Source organism: Chitinimonas koreensis, assembly GCF_014353015.1.
GTDB lineage: Bacteria > Pseudomonadota > Gammaproteobacteria > Burkholderiales > Chitinimonadaceae > Chitinimonas > Chitinimonas koreensis.
The window spans coordinates 260,608-285,981 of the sequence record NZ_CP060704.1 but is presented as its reverse complement, the minus strand read 5'-3'; the positions used below and the strand labels follow the sequence as shown (position 1 = coordinate 285,981).

Annotated in this window: 22 protein-coding genes; 14 read left to right on the top strand and 8 right to left on the bottom strand. The window is 64.0% G+C overall.

The window, feature by feature from the left end:
• Window positions 1-213 precede the first annotated feature (213 nt).
• From H9L41_RS01145 to H9L41_RS01135, 3 genes are all read right to left on the bottom strand, one after another.
• The gene (locus H9L41_RS01145) at window positions 214-711 is read right to left on the bottom strand and encodes a DUF4442 domain-containing protein (protein ID WP_028445736.1); all 498 of its coding nucleotides are present in this window, start codon (window positions 709-711) and stop codon (window positions 214-216) included.
• Between the two features lie 74 nt (window positions 712-785).
• Window positions 786-1,349, bottom strand: coding sequence for a TetR/AcrR family transcriptional regulator (locus H9L41_RS01140; protein ID WP_034606596.1), 564 nt, complete (start codon window positions 1,347-1,349; stop codon window positions 786-788).
• A 235-nt stretch (window positions 1,350-1,584) separates the two neighbouring features.
• Entirely contained in the window at window positions 1,585-2,505 is a 921-nt protein-coding gene (locus H9L41_RS01135; RefSeq protein WP_028445734.1) for a LysR family transcriptional regulator, read from the bottom strand.
• Between the two features lie 153 nt (window positions 2,506-2,658).
• Here H9L41_RS01135 and metE point away from each other — a divergent pair, with 153 nt between their 5' ends.
• On the top strand, window positions 2,659-4,992 hold the full coding sequence (gene metE, locus H9L41_RS01130) for a 5-methyltetrahydropteroyltriglutamate--homocysteine S-methyltransferase (RefSeq protein WP_084300088.1): 2,334 nt from the start codon (window positions 2,659-2,661) through the stop codon (window positions 4,990-4,992).
• A 262-nt stretch (window positions 4,993-5,254) separates the two neighbouring features.
• On the opposite strand, the gene H9L41_RS01125 is transcribed toward metE, so the two are convergent.
• Window positions 5,255-7,288 carry a site-specific recombinase gene (locus tag H9L41_RS01125; protein ID WP_084300086.1) on the bottom strand — a complete coding sequence of 678 codons (2,034 nt, stop codon included), beginning with the start codon at window positions 7,286-7,288 and terminating at the stop codon, window positions 5,255-5,257.
• Between the two features lie 127 nt (window positions 7,289-7,415).
• On the opposite strand from H9L41_RS01125, the gene H9L41_RS01120 reads away from it, so the two are divergent.
• Window positions 7,416-7,784: an Rdx family protein gene (locus H9L41_RS01120; protein ID WP_308417304.1), complete on the top strand. Its 369-nt coding sequence runs from the start codon at window positions 7,416-7,418 to the stop codon at window positions 7,782-7,784.
• Here H9L41_RS01120 and H9L41_RS01115 read toward each other — a convergent pair.
• Together H9L41_RS01115 and H9L41_RS01110 are read right to left on the bottom strand one after the other, a co-directional pair.
• Window positions 7,766-9,361 (bottom strand): ATP-binding protein, encoded by a 1,596-nt coding sequence (locus tag H9L41_RS01115; RefSeq protein ID WP_028445732.1) that lies wholly within the window; start codon window positions 9,359-9,361, stop codon window positions 7,766-7,768. The genes H9L41_RS01120 and H9L41_RS01115 overlap by 19 nt on opposite strands.
• Before the next feature lie 228 nt (window positions 9,362-9,589).
• On the bottom strand, window positions 9,590-10,357 hold the full coding sequence (locus tag H9L41_RS01110) for a TlyA family RNA methyltransferase (RefSeq protein WP_187523642.1): 768 nt from the start codon (window positions 10,355-10,357) through the stop codon (window positions 9,590-9,592).
• Between the two features lie 84 nt (window positions 10,358-10,441).
• On the opposite strand from H9L41_RS01110, the gene tfpB reads away from it, so the two are divergent.
• The 11 genes from tfpB (at window position 10,442) to H9L41_RS01055 (ending at window position 23,056) form a co-directional block, all read left to right on the top strand.
• Window positions 10,442-12,217 carry a type IV pilus assembly ATPase TfpB gene (gene tfpB, locus H9L41_RS01105; protein ID WP_028445730.1) on the top strand — a complete coding sequence of 592 codons (1,776 nt, stop codon included), beginning with the start codon at window positions 10,442-10,444 and terminating at the stop codon, window positions 12,215-12,217.
• Window positions 12,218-12,529: 312 nt separating this feature from the next.
• Complete coding sequence (locus H9L41_RS01100) at window positions 12,530-13,324, top strand: ABC transporter permease (protein WP_034606595.1); 795 nt, start codon at window positions 12,530-12,532, stop codon at window positions 13,322-13,324.
• Window positions 13,314-14,705, top strand: a complete 1,392-nt coding sequence (locus tag H9L41_RS01095) for an ABC transporter ATP-binding protein (protein ID WP_028445728.1) — start codon at window positions 13,314-13,316, stop codon at window positions 14,703-14,705. Before H9L41_RS01100 ends, H9L41_RS01095 begins: the two co-directional genes overlap by 11 nt.
• A complete protein-coding gene (locus H9L41_RS01090; RefSeq protein ID WP_051318904.1) occupies window positions 14,702-15,877 on the top strand; it encodes an acyltransferase family protein in 1,176 nt (391 codons plus the stop codon). Before H9L41_RS01095 ends, H9L41_RS01090 begins: the two co-directional genes overlap by 4 nt.
• A complete protein-coding gene (locus H9L41_RS01085) occupies window positions 15,874-16,959 on the top strand; it encodes an NAD-dependent epimerase/dehydratase family protein (RefSeq protein ID WP_028445727.1) in 1,086 nt (361 codons plus the stop codon). The genes H9L41_RS01090 and H9L41_RS01085 overlap by 4 nt, the downstream gene beginning before the upstream one ends.
• Before the next feature lie 64 nt (window positions 16,960-17,023).
• On the top strand, window positions 17,024-17,959 hold the full coding sequence (locus H9L41_RS01080) for a glycosyltransferase (RefSeq protein WP_265583908.1): 936 nt from the start codon (window positions 17,024-17,026) through the stop codon (window positions 17,957-17,959).
• A complete protein-coding gene (locus tag H9L41_RS01075; protein ID WP_157461922.1) occupies window positions 17,943-19,673 on the top strand; it encodes a methyltransferase domain-containing protein in 1,731 nt (576 codons plus the stop codon). The genes H9L41_RS01080 and H9L41_RS01075 overlap by 17 nt, the downstream gene beginning before the upstream one ends.
• A 148-nt stretch (window positions 19,674-19,821) precedes the next feature.
• Window positions 19,822-21,552 (top strand): glycosyltransferase family protein, encoded by a 1,731-nt coding sequence (locus H9L41_RS01070; RefSeq protein WP_157461921.1) that lies wholly within the window; start codon window positions 19,822-19,824, stop codon window positions 21,550-21,552.
• A gap of 54 nt (window positions 21,553-21,606) precedes the next feature.
• The gene (locus H9L41_RS01065) at window positions 21,607-22,494 is read left to right on the top strand and encodes a patatin-like phospholipase family protein (protein WP_308419568.1); all 888 of its coding nucleotides are present in this window, start codon (window positions 21,607-21,609) and stop codon (window positions 22,492-22,494) included.
• Complete coding sequence (locus H9L41_RS01060) at window positions 22,491-22,841, top strand: tetratricopeptide repeat protein (RefSeq protein WP_028445722.1); 351 nt, start codon at window positions 22,491-22,493, stop codon at window positions 22,839-22,841. Before H9L41_RS01065 ends, H9L41_RS01060 begins: the two co-directional genes overlap by 4 nt.
• A complete protein-coding gene (locus H9L41_RS01055) occupies window positions 22,838-23,056 on the top strand; it encodes an RNA-binding S4 domain-containing protein (RefSeq protein WP_028445721.1) in 219 nt (72 codons plus the stop codon). The genes H9L41_RS01060 and H9L41_RS01055 overlap by 4 nt, the downstream gene beginning before the upstream one ends.
• A 7-nt stretch (window positions 23,057-23,063) precedes the next feature.
• On the opposite strand, the gene H9L41_RS01050 is transcribed toward H9L41_RS01055, so the two are convergent.
• A complete protein-coding gene (locus tag H9L41_RS01050; RefSeq protein WP_028445720.1) occupies window positions 23,064-23,801 on the bottom strand; it encodes a pseudouridine synthase in 738 nt (245 codons plus the stop codon).
• A gap of 106 nt (window positions 23,802-23,907) precedes the next feature.
• Window positions 23,908-24,270 (bottom strand): glycine zipper domain-containing protein, encoded by a 363-nt coding sequence (locus H9L41_RS01045; RefSeq protein ID WP_187523641.1) that lies wholly within the window; start codon window positions 24,268-24,270, stop codon window positions 23,908-23,910.
• A 396-nt stretch (window positions 24,271-24,666) separates the two neighbouring features.
• On the opposite strand from H9L41_RS01045, the gene H9L41_RS01040 reads away from it, so the two are divergent.
• Window positions 24,667-25,092: an organic hydroperoxide resistance protein gene (locus H9L41_RS01040; protein WP_028445719.1), complete on the top strand. Its 426-nt coding sequence runs from the start codon at window positions 24,667-24,669 to the stop codon at window positions 25,090-25,092.
• Window positions 25,093-25,374: the final 282 nt, after the last annotated feature.

Sequence of the window (25,374 nt, the reverse complement as noted above, 5' to 3'; positions counted from 1 at the left end):
TTGATGCGGGGGCGATCAAGCGGTCGATGGCCGTGGGGGCACAAAATAATCCTGGCCGGGTTACGGCGTATGGCTCGGACGACGGAAAACGATGCACCGCGGAGGACGCAGAGGACACGGAGGAGACCGCTTCCGACGGGCCCGAACTCGGCGTCCTCTGCGTCCTCGGCGGTGAAACTCGCCGGATCGGCTTGCCCCGGCCGGCGCAGAAACTCAGTTGCGCTTCTTGGGCACCCAGGCCCACACCATCTCGCACAGGATCGGCTCGTTGCCGGCTTCGTCGGTCACCGTCACCGGCACCAGCACGTCGCCCTTCTCCAGCGTGCGCACGCTGCCGATCTGCTCGGCGGTCAGCGCCGCTACCGCCTTCAGGTCGCCCTGGGCGCGCTTCTTGTACTCGACCTTCATGCTCTTGAGCAGCGGCAGCTTGTCGTCGGGCAGGTTCATGCCGAGCGCGAAGCCGGTCGCGGTCTCGGCCAGCAGCGCCATCGCCGCGGCGTGCACGCCCTTGATGTGATTCTGGTTCTTGCTGACGTTGCGGATATGGCAGACCACCTGCTCGGTGCTGATGGTCTCGAAATCGATGCCGGCGGTGCCGGCGAACTTCACGTAGCTGCCCAGCGCCTTGGAGCGCGCCCAGCGGCGCAGCGGCGCCGGCACCTTCTCGAACTTGGCGACGATGCGGCTGAAGGCGTTGCTGAATTTTTCCATGTCCTGGCCCTTGTCTCGGTCGTGGTCGGAACGGGTTCCGACGCGGAATGCGGTTGATGCCCGCTCGCGGGGCGCTAGCGCGCGCCCAGTTCGAGCCGGACCTGTTTCTTGATCGCCTCGAGCCAGGCCGGCTCGAAGCGCGCCACCTGCAAGGCGCCCTGCAGCGTCGCCAGCAGCGCGGCGGCCTTGTCCTCGCAGCTGCCGACGAAGCGGAAATGGCCGCCGCTCACGCCTTCGCGCAGCACGCCGACGCACCAGTCGTACAGCTCGCGCATGAAGGCGGCCGCTTCGTCGCGCACCGGCTCGGGCAGCGTGGCCCATTCGGCGGCCAGCATGCCGGTCGGGCAGATGCGCTCGGCGTCGGCGTAGTCGAGCGTCAGCAGATCGACATACCACTCGAGCTTGAGCCAGGGATCGTGCACCGTGCTGGCCACCTGCTCGGCCGAACGCTGCAGCCGGCGCCGGAACCGCGCCACCAGCGCCACGCCCAGGTCGGCCTTGGTGGCGAAGTGGTAGTGGATGGCGGCGTTGCGCATGCCCAGCGGCCCGGCCAGATGCTGGTAGCTGAAGCCATTGAAACCACGCTCCAGCCACAGCGCCTCGGCCAGGTCGAGAATGCGTTTGGCGGTGTCGTTCATGCGGCGCTCACTGTAACCAAGCAAGTGCTTGAAAGGCAAGTTGAAGGCATGTGAAAGGTGAAACGTGAAATGTGAAGCGTAGGTGCGGCGCTGCCGCACCTAAAACCGGCTCGCCTTAACTTGAGCCGTACAGCGGCGAACCACGTTTCACGTTTCACATTTCACATTTCACATTTCACATTTCACATTTCACGTTTCACATTTCACGTTTCACATTTCACGTTTCACAGCCTTTTCACATCAGTTCGATTCCCGGCAGGCTGCTCGCGCAGGTCGCCCGCACGGTATCGACGAAATCCTCGACATAGGCCAGCCCCGCGCGGCCGGCCGGTACCGCGGCGTACAGCTCGCCGTACAGCCGCTGCGCGGTGATCGGCCGCGCCGTCACGTACTGGCGCTCGAGATAGGGCGCCACCGCCCAGGCCGGCAGCGCGGCGATGCCGCGGCGGCTGGCCACCAGCTGCAGGATCGCCACCGTCAGCTCCGAGCTGCGCCGCTTCGGCGCGATGCCGGCCGGACGCAGCACCTGGCGCACCACGTCGAGCATGTCGTCGGGCACCGGGTAGGTGATCAGCGTCTCCGCCGCGAAGTCGGCCGCCTCCAGCTGCGGCAGGCCGGCCAGCGCATGGTCGTTGGCCAGCAGGGCGACGATCTCGTAGCGGAACAGCGGGAAGTGGTGCACCGGCTCGTCCGGGTCGCGCTCGGACACGATGCCCAGATCGGCCTCGCCCTGGTGGATCAGCCCGACCGGGTCGGCGTGGAAGCCCGACACGATGTCGAGCTCCACCTCGGGCCAGCGCGGCCGGAATTCGTCCATCGCCGGCATCAGCCAGTCGAAGCAGGTATGGCACTCGACCGCGATGCGCAGGCTGCCGGCCGCGCCGTCGCGGATGCGGCCGAGATCGCGCACGGTGTCGGCCAGCCGCGGCAGCACCTCGTCGGCCAGCGCGCGCAGCCGATGGCCGGCCGGCGTCAGCTTCAGCGGTTGCGACTTGCGCTCGAACAGGCTCAGGCCGAACTGCTCCTCGAGCTGCTTGAGCTGGTGCGACAGCGCCGACTGCGTCAGGTTGAGCCGCTCGGCGGCGCGGGCGACGCCGCCGGTCTCGACCAGGGCGGCGATGGTGCGCAGATGGCGCAGTTCCAGATAACTGTTCATGGCGAGCGAGGGCTTTCGGCCGCTTCATGAACATGGCCATCGACATGAGCCATTTCGATCATGAATCGGAAAAATATGCGATTGGATGATAGACAGCTGCCGAGCATGATGCAAAGCGTTCAATCATCCATCCATATTCGAAAAGGAATGCTCATGTTGACCACCCACCTGCTCGGTTTCCCGCGCATCGGCAGCCAGCGCGAACTGAAGTTCGCGGTCGAACGCTTCTGGCGTGGCGAGCTGGACGAGGCCGGCCTGGCCGCCACCGGCCGCGAGCTGCGCCTGCGCCACTGGGAATGGCAGCGCGCCGCCGGGCTGCGCTTCGTCTCGGTCGGCGATTTCTCCCACTACGACCAGGTGCTCGATACCACCGTGCTGCTCGGCGCGCTGCCGGCGCGCTTCGGCTTCGACGCCGCCACGCTCGACCGCGCGCGCTACTTCGAGCTGGCGCGCGGCAACGCGGCGCAGCCGGCCTGCGAGATGACCAAGTGGTTCGACACCAACTACCACTACCTCAAGCCCGAATACGACGCCGCCACCCGCTTCGACGGCGGCCCGCAATGGCTGCTGGACGAGCTGCGCGAGGCCAAGCTGGCCGGCTTCACCCCCAAGCTGCAGCTGGTCGGCCCGCTGACCCTGCTCAAGCTGGCGCGCGTGCAGGGCCTCGACCCGCTGGCGCTGCTGGCGCGGCTGGTGCCGGCCTATGTGCGCCTGCTCAAGGCCGCGCTGGCCGAGGGCAGCGACTGGGTGCAGCTGGACGAGCCGATCGCCGGCCTCGATCTCGACGAGAAGTGGCTGGCAGCCTTCGCGCCGGTCTACCGCGAGCTGGCCGCGGCCCATCCGCGCATCCTCTTGGCGACCTATTTCAGCGGTGTGGCCGAACGCGCCGAACTGCTGCGCACCCTGCCGGTGGCCGGCCTGCACCTGGACCTGGCGCGCGCGCCGCAGCAGCTGGCCGCCTTCGCCGACTGGCCGGCCGGCAAGGTGCTGTCGCTCGGCATCGTCGACGGCCGCAACGTCTGGAAGACCGATCTCGACGCCGCGCTGGCGACGTTGACGCCACTGCACAGCAAGCTCGGCGACGCGCTGTGGCTGGCGCCGAGCTGCTCGCTCCTGCACGTGCCGGTCGATCTTGAACAGGAAGACGGCCTCGCGCTGGCGCTGCGCGACGGCCTGGCCTTCGCCCGCCAGAAGCTCGACGAGCTGTCCACGCTGTCGCGCGCGCTGTGCCTGGGCCGCAGCGTCTGCTTCCAGGCGCTCGAGGCCAACCGCGCCGCGCTGGCACGCTTCCGCGGCCAGGCCGGCCGCGACGACGCCGCGGTCGCCGCCCGGCTGGCCGCCCTGCCCGAACTCGAACGCGGCCTGGCCTACCCCGAGCGCGCCGCGCTGCAGCGCACCCGGCTGCAGCTGCCGCTGCTGCCGTCGACCACCATCGGCTCCTTCCCGCAGACCGGCGAGATCCGCGCCAAGCGCGCCGCCTTCAAGCGCGGCGAGCTCGATGAAGCCGGCTACCGCGCCGCGATGCAGGCCGAGATCGCTCACGCCGTGGCGCGGCAGGAGGCGCTGGGCCTGGACGTGCTGGTGCATGGCGAGGCCGAGCGCAGCGACATGGTCGACTACTTCGCCGAGCAGCTGGCCGGCGTGGCGGTCTGCCGCCACGGCTGGGTGCAGAGCTACGGCTCGCGCTGCGTCAAGCCGCCGGTGATCTGGGGCGACGTGAGCCGGCCGCGCGCGATGACGGTCGAGTGGACCCGCTACGCCCAGTCGCTGACCGCCAAGCCGATGAAGGGCATGCTGACCGGCCCGGTGACGCTGGTGCAATGGGCCTTCGTGCGCGACGACAAGCCGCGCGCCGAGGTAGCCTGCCAGATGGCGCTGGCGTTGCGCGACGAGGTGGCCGAGCTCGACGCCGCCGGCATCGCCGCGATCCAGATCGACGAGCCGGCCTTCCGCGAGGGCCTGCCGCTGCGGCGCGCCGACTGGCCGGCCTACCTGGACTGGGCGGTCACCGCCTTCAAGCTCAGCGCCGCCGGCAGCCGGCCGGAGACGCAGGTGCACACCCATATGTGCTATTCCGAATTCGAGGACGTGCTGCCGGCCATCGCGGCGATGGATGCCGACGTGATCACCATCGAGACCTCGCGCTCGGCGATGACGCTGCTCGACGCCTTCGGCGTGTTCGCCTATCCGAACGAGATCGGCCCCGGCGTCTACGACATCCACTCGCCGCGCGTGCCGCCGGTGGCCGAGATGACGGCGCTGCTGGAGAAGGCGCTGGCGGTGATCCCGGCCGAGCGGCTGTGGGTGAACCCGGACTGCGGCCTGAAGACGCGCGGCTGGCCGGAAACCGAAGCGGCGCTGGCCAATATGCTGGAAGCGGCGCGGGTGGTACGGCGACGGCTGGCCGAAGGCGGCGCGGCGAGCGCGGCGCCGGCCCTGGCGGGCGCCCAAGGCGCCGCTTGCGGCTGCGGCCATCCGGACGAGTGAGGCAGGATACCGGCCGCTTCGGCTGCCGGCCGCCCCCGTAGGAGCGGCTTCAGCCGCGAATCGTCGAACGAGGATGAACGGCGATTCGCGGCTGAAGCCGCTCCTACGCGCTTGCGGCCGTCAACGCGACGCGGCCGCGTTCGGCGAGACCACGTAGGTCGGGCTTCACGCCCGACTGCGAACTTGGCCGCGCGCGCTGTCGGGCACAAAGCCCGACCTACGGATGGCCCGGGCCTGCAGGATCCGCATCCGACCGCATCGGTTACGCCTTGCCGCCCGCGGTATCCGCCGCCGGCGCCACCCCGTTGCGCGGCGGCACGAAGAAGCGCTGCGGCGCGCGCACGAAGCGGCGCAGCAGCCGGCCCAGCACCGCGCGGCCGTCGACGAAGCGGATGCGGCGCGAGCGCAGCGCCACGAACAGCGCCAGGCTGAAGCTGACCGCCAGGTTGGTCAGCCCGATCAGCGCGATGCCGGCCGAGGACAGCGCCCAGGTCTGCCAGTCGAGCTGGAAGTCGAGCGCCACCGCAGCGTAGGCCAGGTTGGCCGAGGAGAAAGTGATGTGGCGGATGTCCAGCGGCAGGCCGAGCAGATAGCCGATGGTGCCCATCGAGCCGAGCATGATGCCGAAGAAGAAGTTACCGGCCAGCGCGCCGAGGTTGTTCTCGATATAGGTGCAGACGCGCTTCCAGCGCGCCTCGCCGAACAGCCGGCGCGGCCAGCGCAATTGCATCAGCCGCAGCGGGATGCGGTTGTAGACCGCCTTGTTGTCGTAATAGCCCGAGATCAGCCCGGCCGTGAACAGGCAGACACCGGCGATCGCCGCATGCGGCAGCGCCAGGCTGTGGATCGGGTCGAGATCGTGCAGCAGCGCATGGGCCTTCTCCGGCGTGACCCAGACCTGGCCGAGCCCGTATTGGGCCAGCAGCGCGATGGCGAACGCGGTCGGAATCGCCAGCAGCACGTTGCCGAGGATGGCGATGAACTGGGTGCGCGCCACCGCCTCGATCAGCTCGGCGATCGCGTCGAGCCGGTCGCCGCCGCTCTTGGCCTGGCGCTCGATGCCGGCCGCGATGCGGGCCGCGGTCATGGCCGGCTGCTTGGTGGCGATGGTGAAGTGCAGCACGTGGATCAGCATGAAGCCGAGCGAGTAGTTCATGCTGAAGGCGAAGGCCTCGATCAGCGGCGCCAGCTTGAGCTTGGCCAGCAGGATCTTGATCAGCGCCATGAAACCGACGATGAAGCCCGCGCCCATGGCCGAGCGCGCCATCCGGCTCCATTCGCGCCGATTGGACGCGACGTAGTGCTCGCCGGTGCGGCCGGCATGCTCGGTGATCTGCAAGGCCAAGAGATCGGTGTTGTTGGCGAACAGGTCGCGCAGGCTGGTCTTGCGGTTGTCGGCCTCGACCAGGGTCTTGAAGAAGCTCACCGCCCGCGCCGGCACGTCGTGCGCATGGGCCGGATCGAGCAGGTCGAGCACCAGCCGCAGCCGCGCCAGGTGCTGGGTCAGCCGCACCATCAGGTAGGTCAGGCTGACGCTGACGCCCTCGTGCGCAGCCGTCTTGCGCACCTTGGCGACGATCTCGTCGCACTGGTCGAGCAGGATGCGCACCTGGCGGTCGTCCTCGGCCGCCGCGCCCCCGTCGGTCAGCGCGGTCTTGAACGCCTCGAGGTAGTCGCGCAATGCCACGTTCTGGGTCAGGAACGGCGATTCGAAACGCTCGATCGCCGGGTGGTTGCGCACCAGTTCGGGCTCCAGCCCGATCGCCGAGATGCGGTAGGACAGCACCTGGGCGGCCTCGACCAGCTCCAGCCGGGTATTGCGGCCGTCGCGCGCATGGTCGCCCTCCTCGAAGCGCAGCGACTGCCACAGTTCGAGCCAGACCTCGTCGGGCACCGCGTTGACCCACAGGTAATCGTCGCGGCGCGGAAACACCCGGCCGAACACGTCCTTCAGGTAGTCGTCGTGCACCGCGCTGGGCAGCAGCTTCTCGCCCAGCCGGCGGCGGAAGGCGCTCCACAGCCCCTCGTTCGACAGGATGCCGACGTCGGTATACAGGTGCAGCTGGCGCCGCGTGCCGATCAGCGTCATCAGGTAGCCGCGCAGCGCCTGGCGGTAGTCGGCGTGGCGGCCGAGCAGGAAGGCCAGCGAGCGCAGCGCGTTCACCGCATGGCCGGCGTCGTCGGCACGGCGCGGCCGGATCGCCGCGATCAGCTGCGCCAGCGCCTCGGGCGAGCGGTCGCCGGCCCGCGGCAGCAGGTGGCGCAGGGCGGTTTCGAGCGGATTGTCCTGGGTCATCGGTACATGAACTCTTCTTGTGGGATGGAAGGCGGGTCGGACGGCGCATGGCCGGGCCGCGCAGGCCCCGTAGCCTGCCCGCTTCATGTTAAAAGGAAGGCTGCCGAACACCAATCCGAAGGCCGCCGTGACCGACTTGCCGCGCATCGAGATCCACTATTGCACCCAGTGCCGCTGGCTGTTGCGCGCCGGCTGGCTGGCCCAGGAGCTGCTGTCGAGTTTCGAGGCGGAGATCGGCGAGGTGGCCTTGCGGCCGGGGACCGGCGGGGTGTTCGAGATCCGCGCCGCGGACGTCCTGGTCTGGGAGCGCAAGGCGGACGGCGGGTTCCCCGACGCGGCCGAACTCAAGCGGCGGGTGCGCGACGTGATCGCGCCGGACAAGCCGCTGGGCCATGCCGAACGCAAGACCGCCGGGCAGGGCCCGGCGGCTTCGGACGGTGAACCGGCGACCGACGCCGCGGCAACCGGCGCGGCCGATCAGGGCAGCGTGAAGTAGAAGGTCGCGCCTTCGCCCAGCTTGGACTCGGCCCAGATGCGGCCGCCGTGCAGATGCACGATGCGCTGGCACAGCGCCAGCCCGATGCCGGTGCCGGGGAAGTCGCGATCGGAGTGGAAGCGCTGGAACGGCGCGAACAGCTTGGTCGCGCGCGCCAGGTCGAAGCCGGCGCCGTTGTCGCGCACGTAGAAGGCCTCGTTGCCGCCGGCATCGGGCTGCACGCCGAGCTCGATGCGCGCATCGGCGCGGCGGCCGGTGTATTTCCAGGCGTTGCCGACCAGGTTTTCGACCAGCGAAGCCGCCAGGCCCGGATCGGCGTTCACCTTCAGCCCCTCGGCGATATGCACCGTGACCTTGCGGCCCGGCTCGCGCGCCCGCAGCCGCGCCAGGCACTCGGCCGCCAGCACGCCCAGATCGACCACCTGCCGCTGCGACACCTGGGCCGACATGCGGAACAGCTTGAGCAGGTCGTCGAGCTGGTCGTTCATGCGCGCCGCCTCGGCGCAGATGCGGAACAGGTAGTGGCGACCGTCCTCGGGCAGCACGCTCAGGCAATCCTCGAGCAGCAGGTTGCCGAAGCCGTTGATCGCCCGCAGCGGCGCGCGCAGATCGTGCGAGACCGAATAGGAGAACGCTTCGAGCTCGCGGTTGACCGCCTCGAGCTGGGCGGTGCGCAGCAGCACGCGCTGCTCCAGGCCGCTGTAGAGCTGGACGTTCTCGAGCGCCAGCGCCACGGTGTCGGCCAGCGTCTGCAACAGCGCCAGCTCGTCGGTGGTCGGCTGGTAGCGCTGCGCCCAGTAGGTGCCGATCGCCGCGATCGGCGCCTGCCGCCGCACCGGCGTCATCACCATGCTCTGCACGAAGGTCGGCCGGTAGGCGTCGTGCGGCACGCGCGCGTCGGCGTAGATGTCGGGGATGGTCACCTGCTCGCGGTGCAGCATCGACCAGCCGCTGACGCAGGCGGTGAGCGGGAAGCTCTGGCCTTTCCATAGCGGGGTGAGCGCGTCCTCGTCGAGATAGTGGCAGCGGTCGCCCTCGCGCAGCACGAAGGTCGCGCCGTCGGCGAACACCAGTTCGCGCGCCACCGTGCGCACCACCGCGGCGACTTCGTCCATGCGGCGCGCGGTCATCAGCTGCTGCACCGCCCAGGTCAGCCGCTCCTGCCGCCGGCTGGCCAGGTAGAGCGTGTCGGGTTCGGTATTGCTGGCGGCGTGGTCGAACAGCTGGCGCACCGTGCGCTTGAGGCGCCACAGGTCGCGCTTGTCGATCACGTCGAGCGCGCCGGCCTCGACGCCGGCCTCGCCGACCAGCTCGTCGGTGTGGCCGCTGAAATAGATGAAGGGGGTCTGCGGCTGGTGCTGCCGCGCGAGCCATAGCGCCTCGTAGCCCTGGCAGCCGGGCACGGTGCTGTCGGAGATCACCAGGTCGTAGCGCTCGCGCGCCAGCGCCGCGGTATAGCCGACGGCGTCCTGCGCCAGGTGCAGATCGAGATCGAGCCCGATCCGGCCGAGCGCGTTGCGGGTCAGCATCGCGTCGAGCGGACTGTCCTCCAGGTAGAGCACTTTCCAGGCCGCCATGGCGTCCTCCTCTCGGTCCATACCCGCACCGTCGCATCTGCGCCGCACGCTGCCGGCGGGCCGCAATCGGGTCGTGAACCCATATTAGCCGATTCGAATGGTGTGAATATTAGCAAATTCGAACAAAGCGACAGAAGGAATGAAATGACAGTTGCAAGGCATTCGGAACGGATTTCCACCCGGGCGGCATGCCTGTCCGCATGCCCTGGAACGAAGACTGGGCGGCGCTCAGGGGCGGATCGCGAACACGAAGAACTCGCGGTTGCCGTCACCGCCGGCGATGGGACTGTCGAACCAATCCTGCAGCTGTAGCCCCAGTTCGACCACGGTGGTCTCGATCTTGTTCCGGACCACCTGGTAGCGCGCCGCGTCGCGCACGATGCCGCCCTTGCCCAACCCTTCGCGGCCGACCTCGAACTGCGGCTTGACCAGGCACAGCAGCCGGCCGCCGGGCCGCAGCAGCGGCACCATCGCGGGCAGCACCAGGGTCAGCGAGATGAAGGAAACGTCGGCCACCGCCAGGTCGAACGGCTGCCCGGCGTTGGCGGCCAGGATCGTCGCGGCGTCGAGCGCACGCGCATTGACGCCCTCGAACAGCGTGAGCCGCGGCTCCGCCGCCAGCCGCGGATGCAGCTGGCCGTGGCCGACGTCGACGCCGACCACCACGGCCGCGCCGGCCTGCAGCAGGCAATCGCTGAAACCGCCGGTCGAGATGCCGACGTCGAGGCAATGCAGGCCGTCGACCGCCAGGCCGGTGTGCGCCAGCGCGCCTGCCAGCTTGAGCCCGCCGCGCGAGACGAAGCGGTCGGCCGGATCGGCGGCCACGGCGAGGTCGGCGTCGGGCGGCAGCTTGTGGCTGGGCTTGCGCAGCACCAGCGCCGCGCCGGCCTCGTGCAGGGTCACCCGGCCGGCTTCGATCAGGGCCTGGGCGGCGGTACGCGAGGAGGCGAGGCCGCGCTGGGCCAGCAGCAGGTCGGCACGGATCAGTTCGGTCATGGTGGCGGATTGTAAGCCGAGCCGCAGCGCGACAAGCACGGCGAAACCGGCTTAAATAGCCCTTCCCCCGCATTCCGGCATCCCATGAAGAAATTCCTCCCGATCCGTGGCCACGGCGACCACCGCCTGTCGATCAAGGCCTTGGTCGAGGCGCTGGCCGAAGAAGGCCACCTGCCGGCCGCCAGCGCCGACGCCTTCCTGATCCCGGCCCGCACCTCGGCCCACGGCAAGGCCCATCCGTTCACCTCCATCGTGCCGCAGGGCTGGCGCAGCCAGCTGACCGGCGAGGCGATCGACATGGACTGGCTGGGCAACTGGCTGGCCGGCAAGCTCGACATGCGCTGGCTGCACATCGATCCGCTGAAGATCGACGTGGCCGGCGTGGCCGGCGTGGTCAGCCACGGCTATGCCAGCCGCTACGCGATCCTGCCGGTCGCGGTCGACGCCACCTCGGCCACGCTGGCTACCGCCGAACCGTTCGTGCGCGAATGGGAGGACGAGCTGGGCCGCATCCTCAAGCGCGAGATCAAGCGCGTGCTGGCCAGCCCGGACGACATCAACCGCTACCTGCCCGAGTTCTACAACCTGTCGCGCTTCGTCAAGCAGGCGGTGGCGCAGACCGGCGGGCAGAACAACTTCGCCAATTTCGAGCAGCTGGTGCAGCTGGGCCGCACCGGCAACGTCGACGCCAACGACCACCATATCGTCGCGCTGGTCGACTGGCTGTTCCAGTACGCCTTCACCCAGCGCGCCTCCGACATCCACCTCGAGCCGCGGCGCGAGATGGGCCATGTGCGCTTCCGCATCGACGGCGTGCTGCACGCGGTCTACCAGGTGCCGCCGGCGGTGATGAACGCGCTGGTTTCGCGCATCAAGGTGCTGGGCCGCATGGACCTGGCCGAGAAGCGGCGGCCGCAGGACGGCCGGGTCAAGACCAAGACGCCGGACAACCGGGAGATCGAGCTGCGGCTGTCGACCATGCCGACCGCCTTCGGCGAGAAGCTAGTGATGCGGATCTTCGATCCGGCCATCCTGGTGCGCGACTTCGCCGCGCTCGGCTTCAGCCCCGAGGACGAGAAGCGCTGGCAGGGCTTCGTCGGCCAGCCGCACGGCATCGTGCTGGTCACCGGGCCGACCGGCTCGGGCAAGACCACCACGCTGTACACCACGCTCAAGCAGCTGGCGACCGAGCAGGTGAACGTCTGCACGGTGGAGGATCCGATCGAGATGATCGAGCCCTCGTTCAACCAGATGCAGGTGCATCCGCAGATCGAGCTGACCTTCGCCGAGGGCGTGCGCACGCTGCTGCGGCAGGACCCGGACATCATCATGGTCGGCGAGATCCGCGACCGCGAGACCGCCGACATGGCGATCCAGGCCGCGCTGACCGGCCACCTGGTGCTGTCGACGCTGCATACCAACGACGCGCCGAGCGCGATCACCCGCTTGATGGAACTGGGCGTGCCGCCCTACCTGGTGTCGAGCACGCTGGTCGGGGTGATGGCGCAGCGGCTGGTGCGCACGCTGTGCCCGCACTGCAAGCAGCCGGGGCCGCCGCCGGAAGCCGAATGGAACGCGCTGGTGGCGCCGTGGAAGGCGCCGCTGCCGAAGGGGGCGTATCTGCCGAAGGGGTGCCTGGAGTGCCGCAATACCGGGTACCTGGGGCGGATCGGGTTGTACGAGATGCTGCCGGTCATCAACGAATTACGGCATTTGATCGCAACTGCAGGCCCACCCCAAGCGATCAGAGAGCAGTCGATCAGGGATGGGCTGAGGCCACTAAAGCTGGCAGGCGCGCAAAAGATCGCTGCAGGCATTACCACTCTGGAAGAAGTTCTGAAGGTTGCTTCAACCGAATAGCCGACCGGCATTGCCTGCGCGCTTCGCTCCAGGCGAAGCGTGGCAAGCAGCCTCTATCATCCCGACAAAAATCATGAGAAAATGCGCCGCCAAATTTCGGGCACATTCAATCATGCGGCCGATATTCCACATTGACGCGAACGTGGAATTCCAGGCGCGCAGAGTTATCAAATCAACCTAAATCTCGTGCATTTAAAATGGCGAGTCATTTCCAATCCAGGCTTCGACGGGATTAATCCATTAGCCTGCAATTATCGCCTTCCGACAAACGAGACACCTAGCCTTTCAAAGACACTCCTCCTCGAAACAATAATGACCATTCCCTTCTGGAAATATCGCAGCCTGATCTTGCAAATGGCGCAGCGAGAAGTGCTAGGCCGATACCGTGGATCCGTCCTGGGATTGGCCTGGTCGTTTTTCAGCCCAATCTTGATGCTGACGGTCTATACATTTGTATTCTCATATGTAATGAAGTCTCGTTGGCAAAGTCTGGGGGAACAACAGAACCACGGCGAATTTGCGATCGTCCTGTTCGCCGGCCTGATCGTGCACGGATTGTTCGCGGAATGCATCAACCGCGCTCCGCTGCTGATCGTCGGGAATGCGAACTATGTAAAGAAAGTCATATTTCCGCTTGAAATATTGCCCTTGATCAGCCTGTCCTCCGCCTGCTTTCATGCATGCATCAGCTTGGCCGTCATGCTGGCCGCGCAAGCCATTCTCGGCATCGGCATCCCGGCCACCGCACTATTAGTTCCAACGATTCTTCCGGCGCTGCTGCTGCTCACCGTTGGCCTGACCTGGATAATTGCTGCCTTGTCGGTCTTCCTGCGCGATATTGCGCAAACTACCGGCATTTTCACCTCAATGCTCCTATTCATGTCTCCAGTTTTCTATCCGAGCGCTGCGATACCGGAGAAATATCGAATCTTTCTTCAATTAAACCCATTGACGCCCCTGATCGAAAATACTCGCCGCATGATGATCTTCGGTGAAGCGCCAAATTGGAATGAACTGATCATCGTCACCCTCGTGTCGGTGGTGATTGCCTTGCTTGGCTATCGCTGTTTTCAAGCGCTCAGACAGGGGTTTGCCGATGTCCTTTGACGAGCAGTCACCACTGCGCGCTTCGATCACGGTCGAGGGCTTGGGAAAATGCTACGAGACCTTTAGCAAACCCCACCATCAATTATTTAACCTGATCACGCGCAATGCCCGCTGGCATGGAAAAAAGCATTGGGCAGTGAAAGACATCAACTTTAGCGTTTCCCGCGGCGAAGCGGTCGGGATTATCGGCAAGAACGGTGCAGGCAAATCCACCTTGCTTCAATTGATCTGCGGCACGCTATCTCCGACTGAAGGCGGGGTTCGGACCGTCGGCCGCATTGCGGCCTTACTCGAGCTTGGGGCCGGATTCAACCCCGAATTCACCGGTCGCGAAAATGTTTACCTCAATGCGGCCCTGCTTGGGCTAACGGAGCACGAGGTCGACGAGAGATTCGAATCCATTGCGCGCTTTGCGGATATCGGCAAATTCCTCGATCAGCCGGTGAAGACATACTCGAGCGGGATGTTCGTCCGCTTGGCCTTTGCCGTCATTGCGCATGTCGATGCAGACGTGCTGATCATCGATGAAGCGCTCGCGGTGGGGGATGCGTTTTTTACTCAGAAGTGCATGCGTTTTTTGCGCCAATTCATGGAGAAGGGCACGCTGCTGTTCGTCACGCATGACACGAATTCCGTCGTGAACTTGTGCAAGCGCGCGATCTGGATCGACGAAGGCCGATTACGCCTGGATGACGATGCAAAGATTGTTGCCGAACGATATCTAGCTGCTTTCTATAACGGCGGCAGCGAGACAGCCGACGACACCCAGTCCAAGGCCAAAGCCGCTTCGCCATACGAAAACTTGCCTGCACAACCGCCCCGTGATTCTCGCCTGGACTGGATCAATGCCACGCAATGGCGTAACGATATCGAACTATTCCAGTTCAATGCCCTTGCCGAATCATTCGGGGATGGCGCGGCGCAGGTTGTTCAAGTCATGCTTCACGACCTGGATGAACGACCGCTTTCCTGGGTCGTCGGCGGGGAGCTGGTCAAGCTGAAGGTGGAAGCTCGCGCACACTGCAGCCTTCGGCAACCCATCGTGGGCTTTATTTTCAAGGACAAACTCGGGCAGTCGTTATTCGGGGACAATACCTTCCTCTCCACGGCGCTGTGCCCAGAGCCGCTGGTCGTGGATGATGCTTATCAGGCGGTATTCGAATTCGAAATGCCAATCCTGCCGCCCGGGGATTATTCAGTCTGCATCGCGCTGGCCAGCGGTACGCAACAGATCCATACCATCCATCAATGGATCCACGACGCGTTGATGCTCAAATCCCATTCAAGCAGCGTCACCAGCGGCTTGTTGGGCATTCCAATGCGGAGGATCTCGCTATCCGTTCCCGGCCGGGACTCCCTTGAGGACGCAAATCGATTATGATCACCGTTCGCGATAGCTTACGCGACAGCAGCAATGGCTTCGGCTTCCTGCGACTTTTATTTGCCACCTTGGTATTGCTGGATCATGCCTTCCCGCTGGGCGGTTACGGCCAAGACCCGATGTGGGGATGGTCCAAGGGGCAGGATACATTTGGCGGCATCTCGGTTTCAGCCTTTTTCGCCATCAGCGGTTATCTGATCACAAAGAGTGCGGTGTCCTCGGATATTATCCAATTCCTCTGGCGCCGGTCTCTGCGAATCTTCCCCGCCTATTGGTTCGCCTTGCTGGTCACGGCATTCCTACTCGGGCCGGTGGTGTTCTTTTTCGAGAATAGCTCGCTGACAGGCTATTTCTCCGCCGGGGAAAATGGCCCTCTGCAATACATCTGGAAGAATGCCTTCCTCGATATCGGCCAGTACAGAATATACGACTTGCTCGCCAAGACTACGCCCTATGGTGCGACCGTAGGCGCGAGTGTATTCAATGGCTCGGTATGGACGCTGATCTATGAATGGCGGTGCTATATATTCATCGGCATCCTCGCGGCTTTTGCGGTTCTCCGGAAAATGCCCATCGTTCTTGCGATGATCACCGCGTCGCTGTATTTCCTGATGCTTCTGCAACTATGCCTGCCGGATAAGCTGGCCGCCATTAGCCCGTTAACGGCAGATGTCCATCTCCTTCGCTACTCGTTCCTGTTCATGCTGGGCGGCGTAATCGCACGCTACTCGGATCGGATCGAGATGGATGCCAAGATCGGTATCTTTTGCTGGGCCGTGTTCATTGCCGCCCTGTTCAAGGGCGGTTATCTGTTCCTTGGCTACCCGGCACTGGTATACGGACTGGTCTGGCTGGCATCCAGCATGCCGGCAGCCTTGAAAAAGGTAGGCGCTACCAACGATTACTCCTACGGGGTTTATATCTACGGGTTCCCGGTACAGCAACTACTCGCCTTCTTCCATGTCCATCAGCTCGGCCTGCTCACCTACCTGTCGGCCACGATCGTCATTACCTACGCCTGCGCATACATCAGTTGGCATTTGATCGAGAAGCGTTCACTCAAACTCAAGTCGGCTTTCCTCGGCAAGGGCATACCTTACGTCCGTGAGATCGGCCGACGGATTTCCGGCAGCATGGCTGCGGATCGTCAATTACCCAAGGAAAATCAATGAATTCCAACAATACCCAAGCCTTCGTGGAGGGCAAGACCGTACTCGTCACCGGGGGTGCCGGATTCATCGGCTGCGCATTGGCCAAGCGCCTCGCGGCTCATGCATCGCGCTATGTCGTCGTCGACAACCTCCACCCGCAGGTGCATGCCAGTAGCGAACGGCCTAGCGACTTGCACCAGGCGGCGGAACTGATCGTTGGTGACGTCACGCTTGCGTCGACCTGGGATTCGCTCCTCACGCACTGCAGCCCGGACATCGTCATCCACCTCGCCGCGGAAACGGGTACCGGCCAATCGTTGACCGAGGGTACGCGTCATTCCATGGTCAATGTGGTAGGCACCAGCCAGATGACTGACGCACTGGGTCGCCACGGCCATACGCCTTCCCATATCCTGTTGACCAGCAGCCGGGCCGTCTATGGCGAAGGTGCGTGGAAATCGGCTACGGGCGATGTCTTTTATCCCGGTCAACGTGATCGCTCCCAACTTGAGGCTGCGCAATGGGACTATCCCGATGGCACCTCGCTGCCGGCCAGAGCGGATGTCACCATTCCCGCGCCCAGCAGTATCTACGGCGCCACCAAGCTGACCCAGGAGCACATCCTTTCGGCTTGGGCCAATGCGCAAAAGGTTGCGCTCACGATACTGCGCCTGCAGAACGTCTATGGACCGGGCCAATCCCTGACCAACTCCTATACCGGCATCGTCGCACTGTTCTCGCGATTGGCCCGTGCCGGCCAATCGATCCCGCTATATGAGGACGGCAATGTGACCCGGGATTTCGTCTTCATCGACGACGTCGCCGATGCCATCGTCGCTGCGCTGGCGACGGCGACATCCGCCAAGCGCGTGCTGGATGTCGGCTCCGGCACCGCGGCCACGATCCGGCAGATGGCTGAACTGGTCGCCTGCTACTACAGCGCGCCCAGCCCACATGTCTGCGGTAAATTCAGGGATGGCGACGTCCGGCATGCCGCATGCGATATCGATAGAACCATCAGCCAGCTCCCCTGGCAGCCCAAATGGAATCTCGAAGCCGGGGTCGCGGCCCTGCAGCAATATATTGCAAGTATCAATGCGTGAAATTGCGCGGGGCGGTCCGAGCAAGACCGCTCCGAACCGTGCTCCATATCGATAAGGAAAATTTATGGTCAACCCGGCGCAAAGTGCCGCGCGTAAGTTACGCATTCAATCGGTTCTATACGGCAACAAGCGGGAGGATCTCCAGAGCTCGCTGGAAAACCTGGCTAATGCGATCAGACTCGCAGTCATGGCAGGCTTGCTGACAGACGTCGAGCTGGCGTTCGGCGATTGTTCGCCACAGCCGGTATTCACGCCGAAAGACATCGAAGCATTCCAGACGAAATACTGGTCGTTCGGTATCGCGCGAATTACATATGATTACTTTGACGAAAACAAAGGCTCCGCCGGCGGACATAATGCATTGCTAGCGAAGTTCGACTCGGATCTGGTTCTCATCTTGAATCCCGATACCGTCGTCGCGCCCAATATTTTCCCCGAACTATTGGCGCCCCTGTCGAATCCCAAGATTGGCCTCGTCGAAGCTCGGCAGTTGCCGATCGAACATGGCAAGGATTACGACAGGGCCACGGGAGAAACAAGCTGGGCTTCCACGGCCTGCGCGCTGGTCACCAAGGATGCCATCAAGCAGGTTATCGGCTTCGACGCCGTATCATTTTTCCTCTACTGCGACGATGTCGACTTCTCTTGGCGCATTCGCCTCGCCGGCTTCAAGGTGGTTTTCCAAGCATCGGCCGTCATCTTCCATGACAAGCGCCTTTCGCAAAGCGGGCAATGGCAATCAACGGCCGCGGAGGAATATTACTCCTCCGAAGCGGCACTCATGCTGGCACACAAATACGGCCGGCCGGATCTGGTGGCCCAATTCCGGGCAGATCTTCGCCAAAACGGCAATGAGAATCAGCGAAAGGCTGTAGCCAAGTTCGACAAGCTGGAAGAACAACGCCAATTGCCCCCCCTTTGGAAGGCGCATCCAAGGTCGCGATGTTTCTCGATGGCTTCTACGCCAAACACAGGTTTTGATCATGAGCGCCATTTATAACAATCAATATTCCGACACCAATGTTTATGGCCATGTCGTCGATCTTTGCGAGAAGTATTCCGGCACGACCGGTATTCACCTCGACATTGGCTGCGGCTATGGCGCCATTGCAGAGCGTATCAAACAACGCGGCATTCACTATGTCGGCGTCGATGTCGATTCCGCATCGTTGCAGAATCTATCGCAGCGGGGGTTCGAAACGCACCGCATCGATCTGCAGGATATCGATTCGCTCCAGGAGGGCCTGAGCCGGATTCTGGCCGGTCGTCCGCTGGCTTGCATGTCGATCATCGACACGCTGGAGCATATCAAGAACGATATTCAGATTCTGGAAGTGCTGCGCTCGATGGTCGAGCATCATCCTGCTGCATTGATCGTCAGCGTACCCAACGTCTCCCATCGCGACATTTCCTTTAAGTCGCTCTGCGGTCGCTGGGACTATACCGAGGCAGGGTTGCTCGATCACACCCATGTCATTCACCATACTGAGTCTCTCTTGACCGCCATGACCAACAAAGCAGGCTGGTTCCAGGTCGGGGAAGCCGATATCCGGATGGAGATGAGCGATCAGCATTTCCCCAAGGGAAACCTGCTACTGAGTCCAAATACCCTGATCGGCCAATACCTGCGGCAGATCAAGCACCAAGCCGACAAGAACGACACGGTAAACCAATTGGTCAGGGCTTATCTGCCCGCTGCGCCCCAACAGCAGGCGCCTGTCCTGCAGGATCGTAGTAGCGGATCGGACCGGCCATTCCTGAGCGTGGTTACCAGGACGCAAGGTCGCCGCTGTGGCGCCCTGCGTGACATGCTGCTTTGTCTCGCAGCACAGACCGATCAGGATTTTGAATTGATCGTCGTTGCACATAAGGTATCGGTGGAACAGCAGATCAAGATCGAACGCCTGATCGAGGAGCAGCCGCCTTATATGCGGGAGAAGACGCGCCTGGTATTGGTCGACCGTGTAGGTAGAGCAGCACCGCTAAACGAAGGATTCGCCGCTGCGCGAGGCCGATATGTCGCCATGCTGGACGACGACGACGTCGTATTCGGCCATTGGATTGAAACGTTTAAGCAGATGGACGCCAACGATGGCGCAGGTTGCATGCTGCGTACGGTCACGGCCGAACAAGACATCGAAGCAGTCGAATGGAGAGACAAGTCTCCTGGGCTACGTACCGTCGGTCCGATCAAGAAGTCATTCCCGTCCGAGTTCGATCTCTTCGCCCATCTGACCCAGAATTTCACACCCATCATGGGCTGGGCGATTCCGTCCAGTGTCTATCACGAGCTCGGCTGCCGGTTCGACGAGACACTCAATACAGCGGAAGACTGGGACTTCGAGATGAGGGCAGCATTCCTGTGCGGTGTCCGCTCAAATCCTGAAATCACATCCATCTACCGAAAATGGAAGAAAGGGCACTCCTCGTTCTCGGAGCACTCGCAGCAGCAATGGCAGCGCGACTACGAACGCATCCTGATCAGCATGGATGCCGAACCCCGGCTTTTCCCTGCGGGATCGACCAAGCTCATTCGCGATCAACAGCGGTGGATTCGAAAACTGGAACAGGACATTGCAGAACTCCAGACTGAACTTCGCAGGGCGCGGCCTCAGTATTTCATCGGAAAATCCATTGGCGCCGCCCGATTCGTCTATCGCGGGGCAAAGAAAGTCGCCAAGAGGCTCGGCATTCGCAGGCTCGTTAAGCGTTGATTAACTCTGGCATTCGTCATATCTACCCGGCCTCTGGATCCGTGCCGACTCTGGGTCGGGTATCGCTCCTGGGACGCGACATGGCATTCGCTGGTAATTTTCGGGGCACGTGCGGACTGCATGCATATAATCAATAGAGGTGCGACACATGGCATGGCTTGAGGGCAAGGGACTGCGGATGACTTACCGAGCAGCCCGAATGGTGCTGGAAGAGCCGCGCAAGCTTGTAAAATTCCTGCAGTCGATCCGGAATTTTGGCATTCTGAAGGCCGCGGACAAAATCCGGACCTCGATCGCAACCCGCCAGCACGTCCTAGATCAGATAAATCGACCGAAATTGGACTTCGGTGGCCATGCCTATATTTTGACGACAAAGCATTGTCATTATATCGCCCTTCTCCTGCAAAAGAGTCTGCACGAGGCGGGGATTGCATCCTCAATCCTTTATTCACCACCAGCCGATGGTTATCGGGATGCAGTGTATTTCGTCATCTGCCCTCAGGTCTTTCACAGACTACCTGGCAGATACATCGCTTACCAGATGGAGCAGTCCGTCAGTTCCAGATGGTTTACTTCGAAATATATCAGCACACTGCGGAAATCGATTGCCACCCTCGATTATTCGAAGAGGAATATAGCTTATCTACAGACGCGCGGGTTGAGTTATCAGAGTCTCTACTATCTACCGGTCAGTTATCTGCCGGGACTCGTCACGGCGAGCGACTCTAAATCTTGCGACGTCGTTTTTTATGGAGACGTAAAGAACGCCCGGCGAAGGAAAATACTGACCGAGCTGGCGCAACGCTTCTCGGTCAGAGTCGTCAATGAAGTTTTTGGTGAAGAGCTTCATCAAATCCTTGCTACGGCCAAGATCGTAATCAATATTCACTATTATGAAAACGCACTTCTGGAGACTACCCGGATTTATGAATGCCTGTCACTTGGCACGTTAGTCGTATCAGAGAAAAGTTCCGATATGGACGAGCACGGGGAGCTGGACGGCATCGTCCAATTCGTGGATTGCGGTGATGTGCCGGCCATGAGTGCCGCCATCGAACATTGGCTAGGTAACGAAGAACTGCGTATTGCACATATTGCATCCTACCAAGACAAGCTTGCATTACACGCGACACGCTTCAATCGATATTTCTTCCGTTTCTTGCTCGCCCAGGGTCTGCTCGATTTTTTCCAATACCAAGCACTCAGTCACCTCGCCCAAGAGCCGATCGGTCCAAAGGTCTGTCTGAGTCTTCCTGAAACTGTTGCTCGCACAGCATCGTTCGTGTCGAATGGCGTATCGGATTTCCAGTTATATACCGGACTTAGGAGTACGATGGGCTGGGTCGGCTGCGGACTGAGTTATAAATCGATCGCATTCAAGGCAAAGGCCCAGAAGCTCCCTTATGTCATCGTTTGCGAGGATGACGTCCAATTTCCACTCGGCTTCGAAACGCGCCTGGTAGACATATTGGAATTCCTGGAGGGGCGCATGGACGACTGGGACATCTTTTCAGGGCTGATATCCGACTTGTCACGGGACGCCAAAGTCTTGGCCATTCAGGAACATGGCGAGGAAAGATTTGTCTATCTGGACCGACTGGTAGGCGCCGTATTCAATATCTATAATGCTTCGATGTATGATCGAATGCTATCCTGGAGTGAGCATAATCTCGACATGGCAAAGAATACTTTCGATCGATTTATCGACTCCGAAGGTGGCATACGAGTAATCACTACGGTGCCTTTCCTGGTCGGACATCGGGAAAATGTTACATCGACGCTTTGGGGTTTCGAAAACACACAATATAGTGACCTGATTGAGGCCAGCACGAACCTGCTCCGGGATAAGGTCATTGCGTTCAAAAATGCGGCTGACTAAGATGGCCAAACTCTCCTCAATCGATCTGCGCTCCTTATTGTTCATTGGCGCCACATGTGCACTGATGGGCGCCTGCACCAGCATGCAGCCCCCCCGCCCGTCATCCCGCCAGCGACGCCGGTACCCATCCCCCAGCCCCGCCTCGGCCTCGCCCTCGGCGGCGGCGCCGCCAAGGGCTTCGCCCATATCGGCGTGATCAAGGTGCTCGAAGGCCAGGGCCTCGCCCCGGCCGTGGTGTCCGGCACCAGCGCCGGCAGCGTGGTCGGCGCGCTGTACGCCAGCGGGATGGACGGCTTCGCGCTGCAGGAGCGCTCGTTCTCGCTCGACGAGGCCCAGGTGCGCGACTTCGGCTTCGGCGGCAGCGGGCTGGTCAAGGGCGAGAAGCTGCAGGACTACGTCAACGACCTGGTCAAGAAGCGGCCGCTGGAGAAGCTCGGCAAGCCGTTCGCCGCGGTCAGCACCGAGCTCGACACCGGCCGCCGCGTGGTGTTCTCGCGCGGCAACACCGGCCAGGCGGTGCGCGCCTCCTGCAGCATCCCCGGGGTGTTCCAGCCGGTGCTGATCGCCGGCAAGCGCTACGTCGACGGCGGCGTGGTCAGCCCGGTGCCGGTCGACGCGGCGCGCGAGCTCGGCGCCGACCTGGTGATCGCGGTCGATATCTCGGCCAAGGCGCAGAACGGCAAGCCGGTCGACGGCATCGCCGGCATCCTCGGCCAGACCGTCACCATCATGGGCCAGCGCCTGGGCGAGCAGGAGCTGGCACGCGCCGAGGTGGTGATCCGGCCGCGCGTCGGCAAGATCGGCGCAGCCGACTTCGACCTCAAGCACAGCGCCATCCTCGAAGGCGAGCGCGCGGCGCAGAGCGCGCTGCCGGCCATCCGCGAGGCGATCGCCAAGTGGCAGGCGGCACGCATGCAGACCGCATCGGCAGCGGCCAAATGATCGAACAACTGGAAAAGCTGCTCGGCGGGCCGCGCGACGGCGCGCTGCTGCGCTTTTCGCTCGGCACCGCCCATCTGAACGCCGGTGCCTTCGAACGGGCGGCGGCCTATTTCCGCGATGCGCTGGCGCAGGACCCGCGCTACTCGGCGGCCTGGAAAGGACTCGGCCGCGCCCTGGCCGACGCCGGCCAGGCCCAGGCCGCGCTGGCCGCCTACCGCGAAGGCATCGCGGTGGCCGAGGCACGCGGCGACAAGCAGGCGGCGCGCGAGATGACGGTATTCGCGCGCCGGATCGAACGCGCGCTCGCGGCGGCCGGGCCGTCCGCAGCCCCCAAGGAACCGACATGAAACGCCATACCTTCACCCTCAGCAGCGACTACATCACGCTCGACAGCCTGCTCAAGCTGCTCGCCTTCGCGCCCTCGGGCGGCGCCGCCAAGATGATGGTGGCCGAGGGCCTGGTCGAGGTCGACGGCGAACTCGAGACGCGCAAGACGCGCAAGCTCTACGCCGGCAGCGTGGTGCGGGTCGCCGGCGAGGAAATCCTCGTCCAGGCGCCCTGAGCGCACCTCAGGCCCGGCCCTCGCCCAGCAGCGCCAGCGCAGCCGGGCCCAGCTCGCGCCAGCGGCCGGCTTCCAGGCCGGCCAGCTCGCCTTCTCCCAGCCGCAGTCCGCCCACCGCAATGCGCCGCAGCGCGTCGACCCGGTTGCCCGCGGCCGCCACCATCCGCTTCACCTGGTGATATTTGCCCTGGTCGATGACCAGTTCCAGCACCTGCTCATCGATGCGCGCGCAGGCCAGCGCGGCCAGCGGCGCCGGCTCGTCGTGCAGTTGCACGCCGGTCAGCAGGCGCGCCACCAGTTCATCGTCGACCGGGTGGCGGACGTCGACGCGGTAGGTCTTGGCCACGTGGCGGCGCGGCGAGTTGAGGCCGTGCGCCCAGGCGCCGTCGTCGCTGAGCAGCAAAAGGCCGGTGGTATCGGCGTCGAGTCGGCCGACCGGCTGCACGCCGCGCGCGGCGAAATGCGCCGGCAATAGCGCCAGCACCGGGTGATGGTGCTGCGGCTGGCGCGAGCATTCGTAGCCGGCCGGCTTGTCGAGCGCCAGGTAGAGCCGCTCGCGCCAGGGCCAATCCTGGCCGTCCACCGTCAGCACCCGGCCCTCCGGCACGAATGGCGCCGCCGCGTCGCGGCAGGGCACCCCATCGACCGCCACCCGGCCGGCGCCGACCAGGAAGCGGCAGTCCTTGCGGCTGCCGAAGCCCTGCGATTGCAGCAGGCGTTCGAGCGGGAGCGGTTTGTGCGGCATGGCGGTTCCGTTGGCGGCAAAAGAAACGGCCCCACCCGAAGGTGGGCCGGCAGGCCGATGATACCGGGCCGGCGAGCCCGGCTCACCTCGCCCGGCGATCCGCCGATCAATCGCGCCAGTGGCGGCGATCGTCGCGATCCCAGCGGTCGTGGTCATGGCGGTCGTGACGGTCGTAGCGGCGATCGTCCCAGCCGCGATGCCAGCCGCGGTCGCGGTAGTAGCGGTCGCGGTAATAGCGGTCGACCACCACCACGCGGCGCGGCGGCGGGGCCGGACGGTAGATCACGGTCTCGCGCACCGGGCGGTAGTAGGCCGGACGCTCGACCACCACTTCGCGGCGCGAGTGCTGGCTGCCGATCGCGACACCGAGCGCGCCGCCGAGCGCCGCGCCGACGATGGCGCCGTCGCGGCCGTCCATCTGGTAACCGATCGCCGAGCCGGCCGCACCGCCGAGTGCGCCACCGACCACGGCCCCGAATGCCCGCCGGCCAGCGCCGGCACGCTGCCGAGCGCCACGACCAGGGACAGGATGAAGAGCGGCTTACGCATGGTTCGTCTCCGAAAGTGCAGCGCAAAGTGGCTGCTGATGCGGCGCAGTCTGCGCGGGGCAGACTGAATCGAAGCTGAACCTTTCGGGCGGTGAAAAATCACGCAGCGCCAGGGCCGTACGGCCTGGCCCGCAAGCCGCCGCCACGCCGGCCGGCATGCCTTCGGAAAGCACCCGGGGGCATGCCGGACGCCGCCGCGGCTACCTTCCGTCGGATCGACTCGAACAAATCAATTGCACACAATTTGTTTGTTGGCTATATTTCGTCCCACAGCAGCACCCGACACCCCAAGCCACCGCTACCGAAAGGAAAACATCATGTCCGTCCAAGTCCTCTACACCACCGCCGCCACCGCCACCGGGGGCCGCGAAGGCCGCATCGAATCGGCCGACGGCGTGCTCCAGGCCGCGCTCGCCCTGCCCAAGGAACTCGGCGGCGCCGGCGGCCACGCCACCAATCCCGAGCAGCTGTTCGCCGCCGGCTATGCCGCCTGCTTCGAATCGGCCGTGCGCTTCGTCGCCCGCCAGAAGAACGTGAAGATCGAGCAGTCGTCGGTGACCGCCAAGGTCGGCGTCGGCCCGCGTTCGGCCGGCGGCTTCGGCATCACCGCCGAGCTGCAGGTCTCGCTGCCCGGCATCGACCGCGAAGTGGCGCAGGAGCTGATCGAGACGGCGCACCGCGACATCTGCCCCTACTCGCACGCCACCCGCGGCAACGTCGACGTGCAGGTCTCGCTGGCCTGAACGCCTTTGCGCGTCGATTTACCTCTGCGGGGCATCGATACGCAGGCCAGCACCCGGCAAAGCCGGGTGCTCACGGGTGGTGAATGCTGAAGCACCGGCTTCCCTTGCTTTCTCCCAACACCCCGCCCTCGCCACCACCGGGCCTCGTCGGCGGTCCCCACGAAGTCGAAGGCTGCGTGGGGTGGCCAAGAGGGGCCTCGCTGCGCTCGAGGTCGATCATCGATCAAGGGGCGCGGCCGGGACAGCCTGCGCCACCGCCCCGTACAATCGCGAAACGCGGCA

Coding starts and splice junctions, on each gene's coding strand:
- H9L41_RS01145 (WP_028445736.1), bottom strand. CDS start 711: ATGGAAAAATTCAGCAACGCCTTCAGCCGCATCGTCGCCAAGTTCGAG.
- H9L41_RS01140 (WP_034606596.1), bottom strand. CDS start 1,349: ATGAACGACACCGCCAAACGCATTCTCGACCTGGCCGAGGCGCTGTGG.
- H9L41_RS01135 (WP_028445734.1), bottom strand. CDS start 2,505: ATGAACAGTTATCTGGAACTGCGCCATCTGCGCACCATCGCCGCCCTG.
- metE (WP_084300088.1), top strand. CDS start 2,659: ATGTTGACCACCCACCTGCTCGGTTTCCCGCGCATCGGCAGCCAGCGC.
- H9L41_RS01125 (WP_084300086.1), bottom strand. CDS start 7,288: ATGACCCAGGACAATCCGCTCGAAACCGCCCTGCGCCACCTGCTGCCG.
- H9L41_RS01115 (WP_028445732.1), bottom strand. CDS start 9,361: ATGGCGGCCTGGAAAGTGCTCTACCTGGAGGACAGTCCGCTCGACGCG.
- H9L41_RS01110 (WP_187523642.1), bottom strand. CDS start 10,357: ATGACCGAACTGATCCGTGCCGACCTGCTGCTGGCCCAGCGCGGCCTC.
- tfpB (WP_028445730.1), top strand. CDS start 10,442: ATGAAGAAATTCCTCCCGATCCGTGGCCACGGCGACCACCGCCTGTCG.
- H9L41_RS01100 (WP_034606595.1), top strand. CDS start 12,530: ATGACCATTCCCTTCTGGAAATATCGCAGCCTGATCTTGCAAATGGCG.
- H9L41_RS01095 (WP_028445728.1), top strand. CDS start 13,314: ATGTCCTTTGACGAGCAGTCACCACTGCGCGCTTCGATCACGGTCGAG.
- H9L41_RS01090 (WP_051318904.1), top strand. CDS start 14,702: ATGATCACCGTTCGCGATAGCTTACGCGACAGCAGCAATGGCTTCGGC.
- H9L41_RS01085 (WP_028445727.1), top strand. CDS start 15,874: ATGAATTCCAACAATACCCAAGCCTTCGTGGAGGGCAAGACCGTACTC.
- H9L41_RS01080 (WP_265583908.1), top strand. CDS start 17,024: ATGGTCAACCCGGCGCAAAGTGCCGCGCGTAAGTTACGCATTCAATCG.
- H9L41_RS01075 (WP_157461922.1), top strand. CDS start 17,943: ATGAGCGCCATTTATAACAATCAATATTCCGACACCAATGTTTATGGC.
- H9L41_RS01070 (WP_157461921.1), top strand. CDS start 19,822: ATGGCATGGCTTGAGGGCAAGGGACTGCGGATGACTTACCGAGCAGCC.
- H9L41_RS01065 (WP_308419568.1), top strand. CDS start 21,607: ATGTGCACTGATGGGCGCCTGCACCAGCATGCAGCCCCCCCGCCCGTC.
- H9L41_RS01060 (WP_028445722.1), top strand. CDS start 22,491: ATGATCGAACAACTGGAAAAGCTGCTCGGCGGGCCGCGCGACGGCGCG.
- H9L41_RS01055 (WP_028445721.1), top strand. CDS start 22,838: ATGAAACGCCATACCTTCACCCTCAGCAGCGACTACATCACGCTCGAC.
- H9L41_RS01050 (WP_028445720.1), bottom strand. CDS start 23,801: ATGCCGCACAAACCGCTCCCGCTCGAACGCCTGCTGCAATCGCAGGGC.
- H9L41_RS01040 (WP_028445719.1), top strand. CDS start 24,667: ATGTCCGTCCAAGTCCTCTACACCACCGCCGCCACCGCCACCGGGGGC.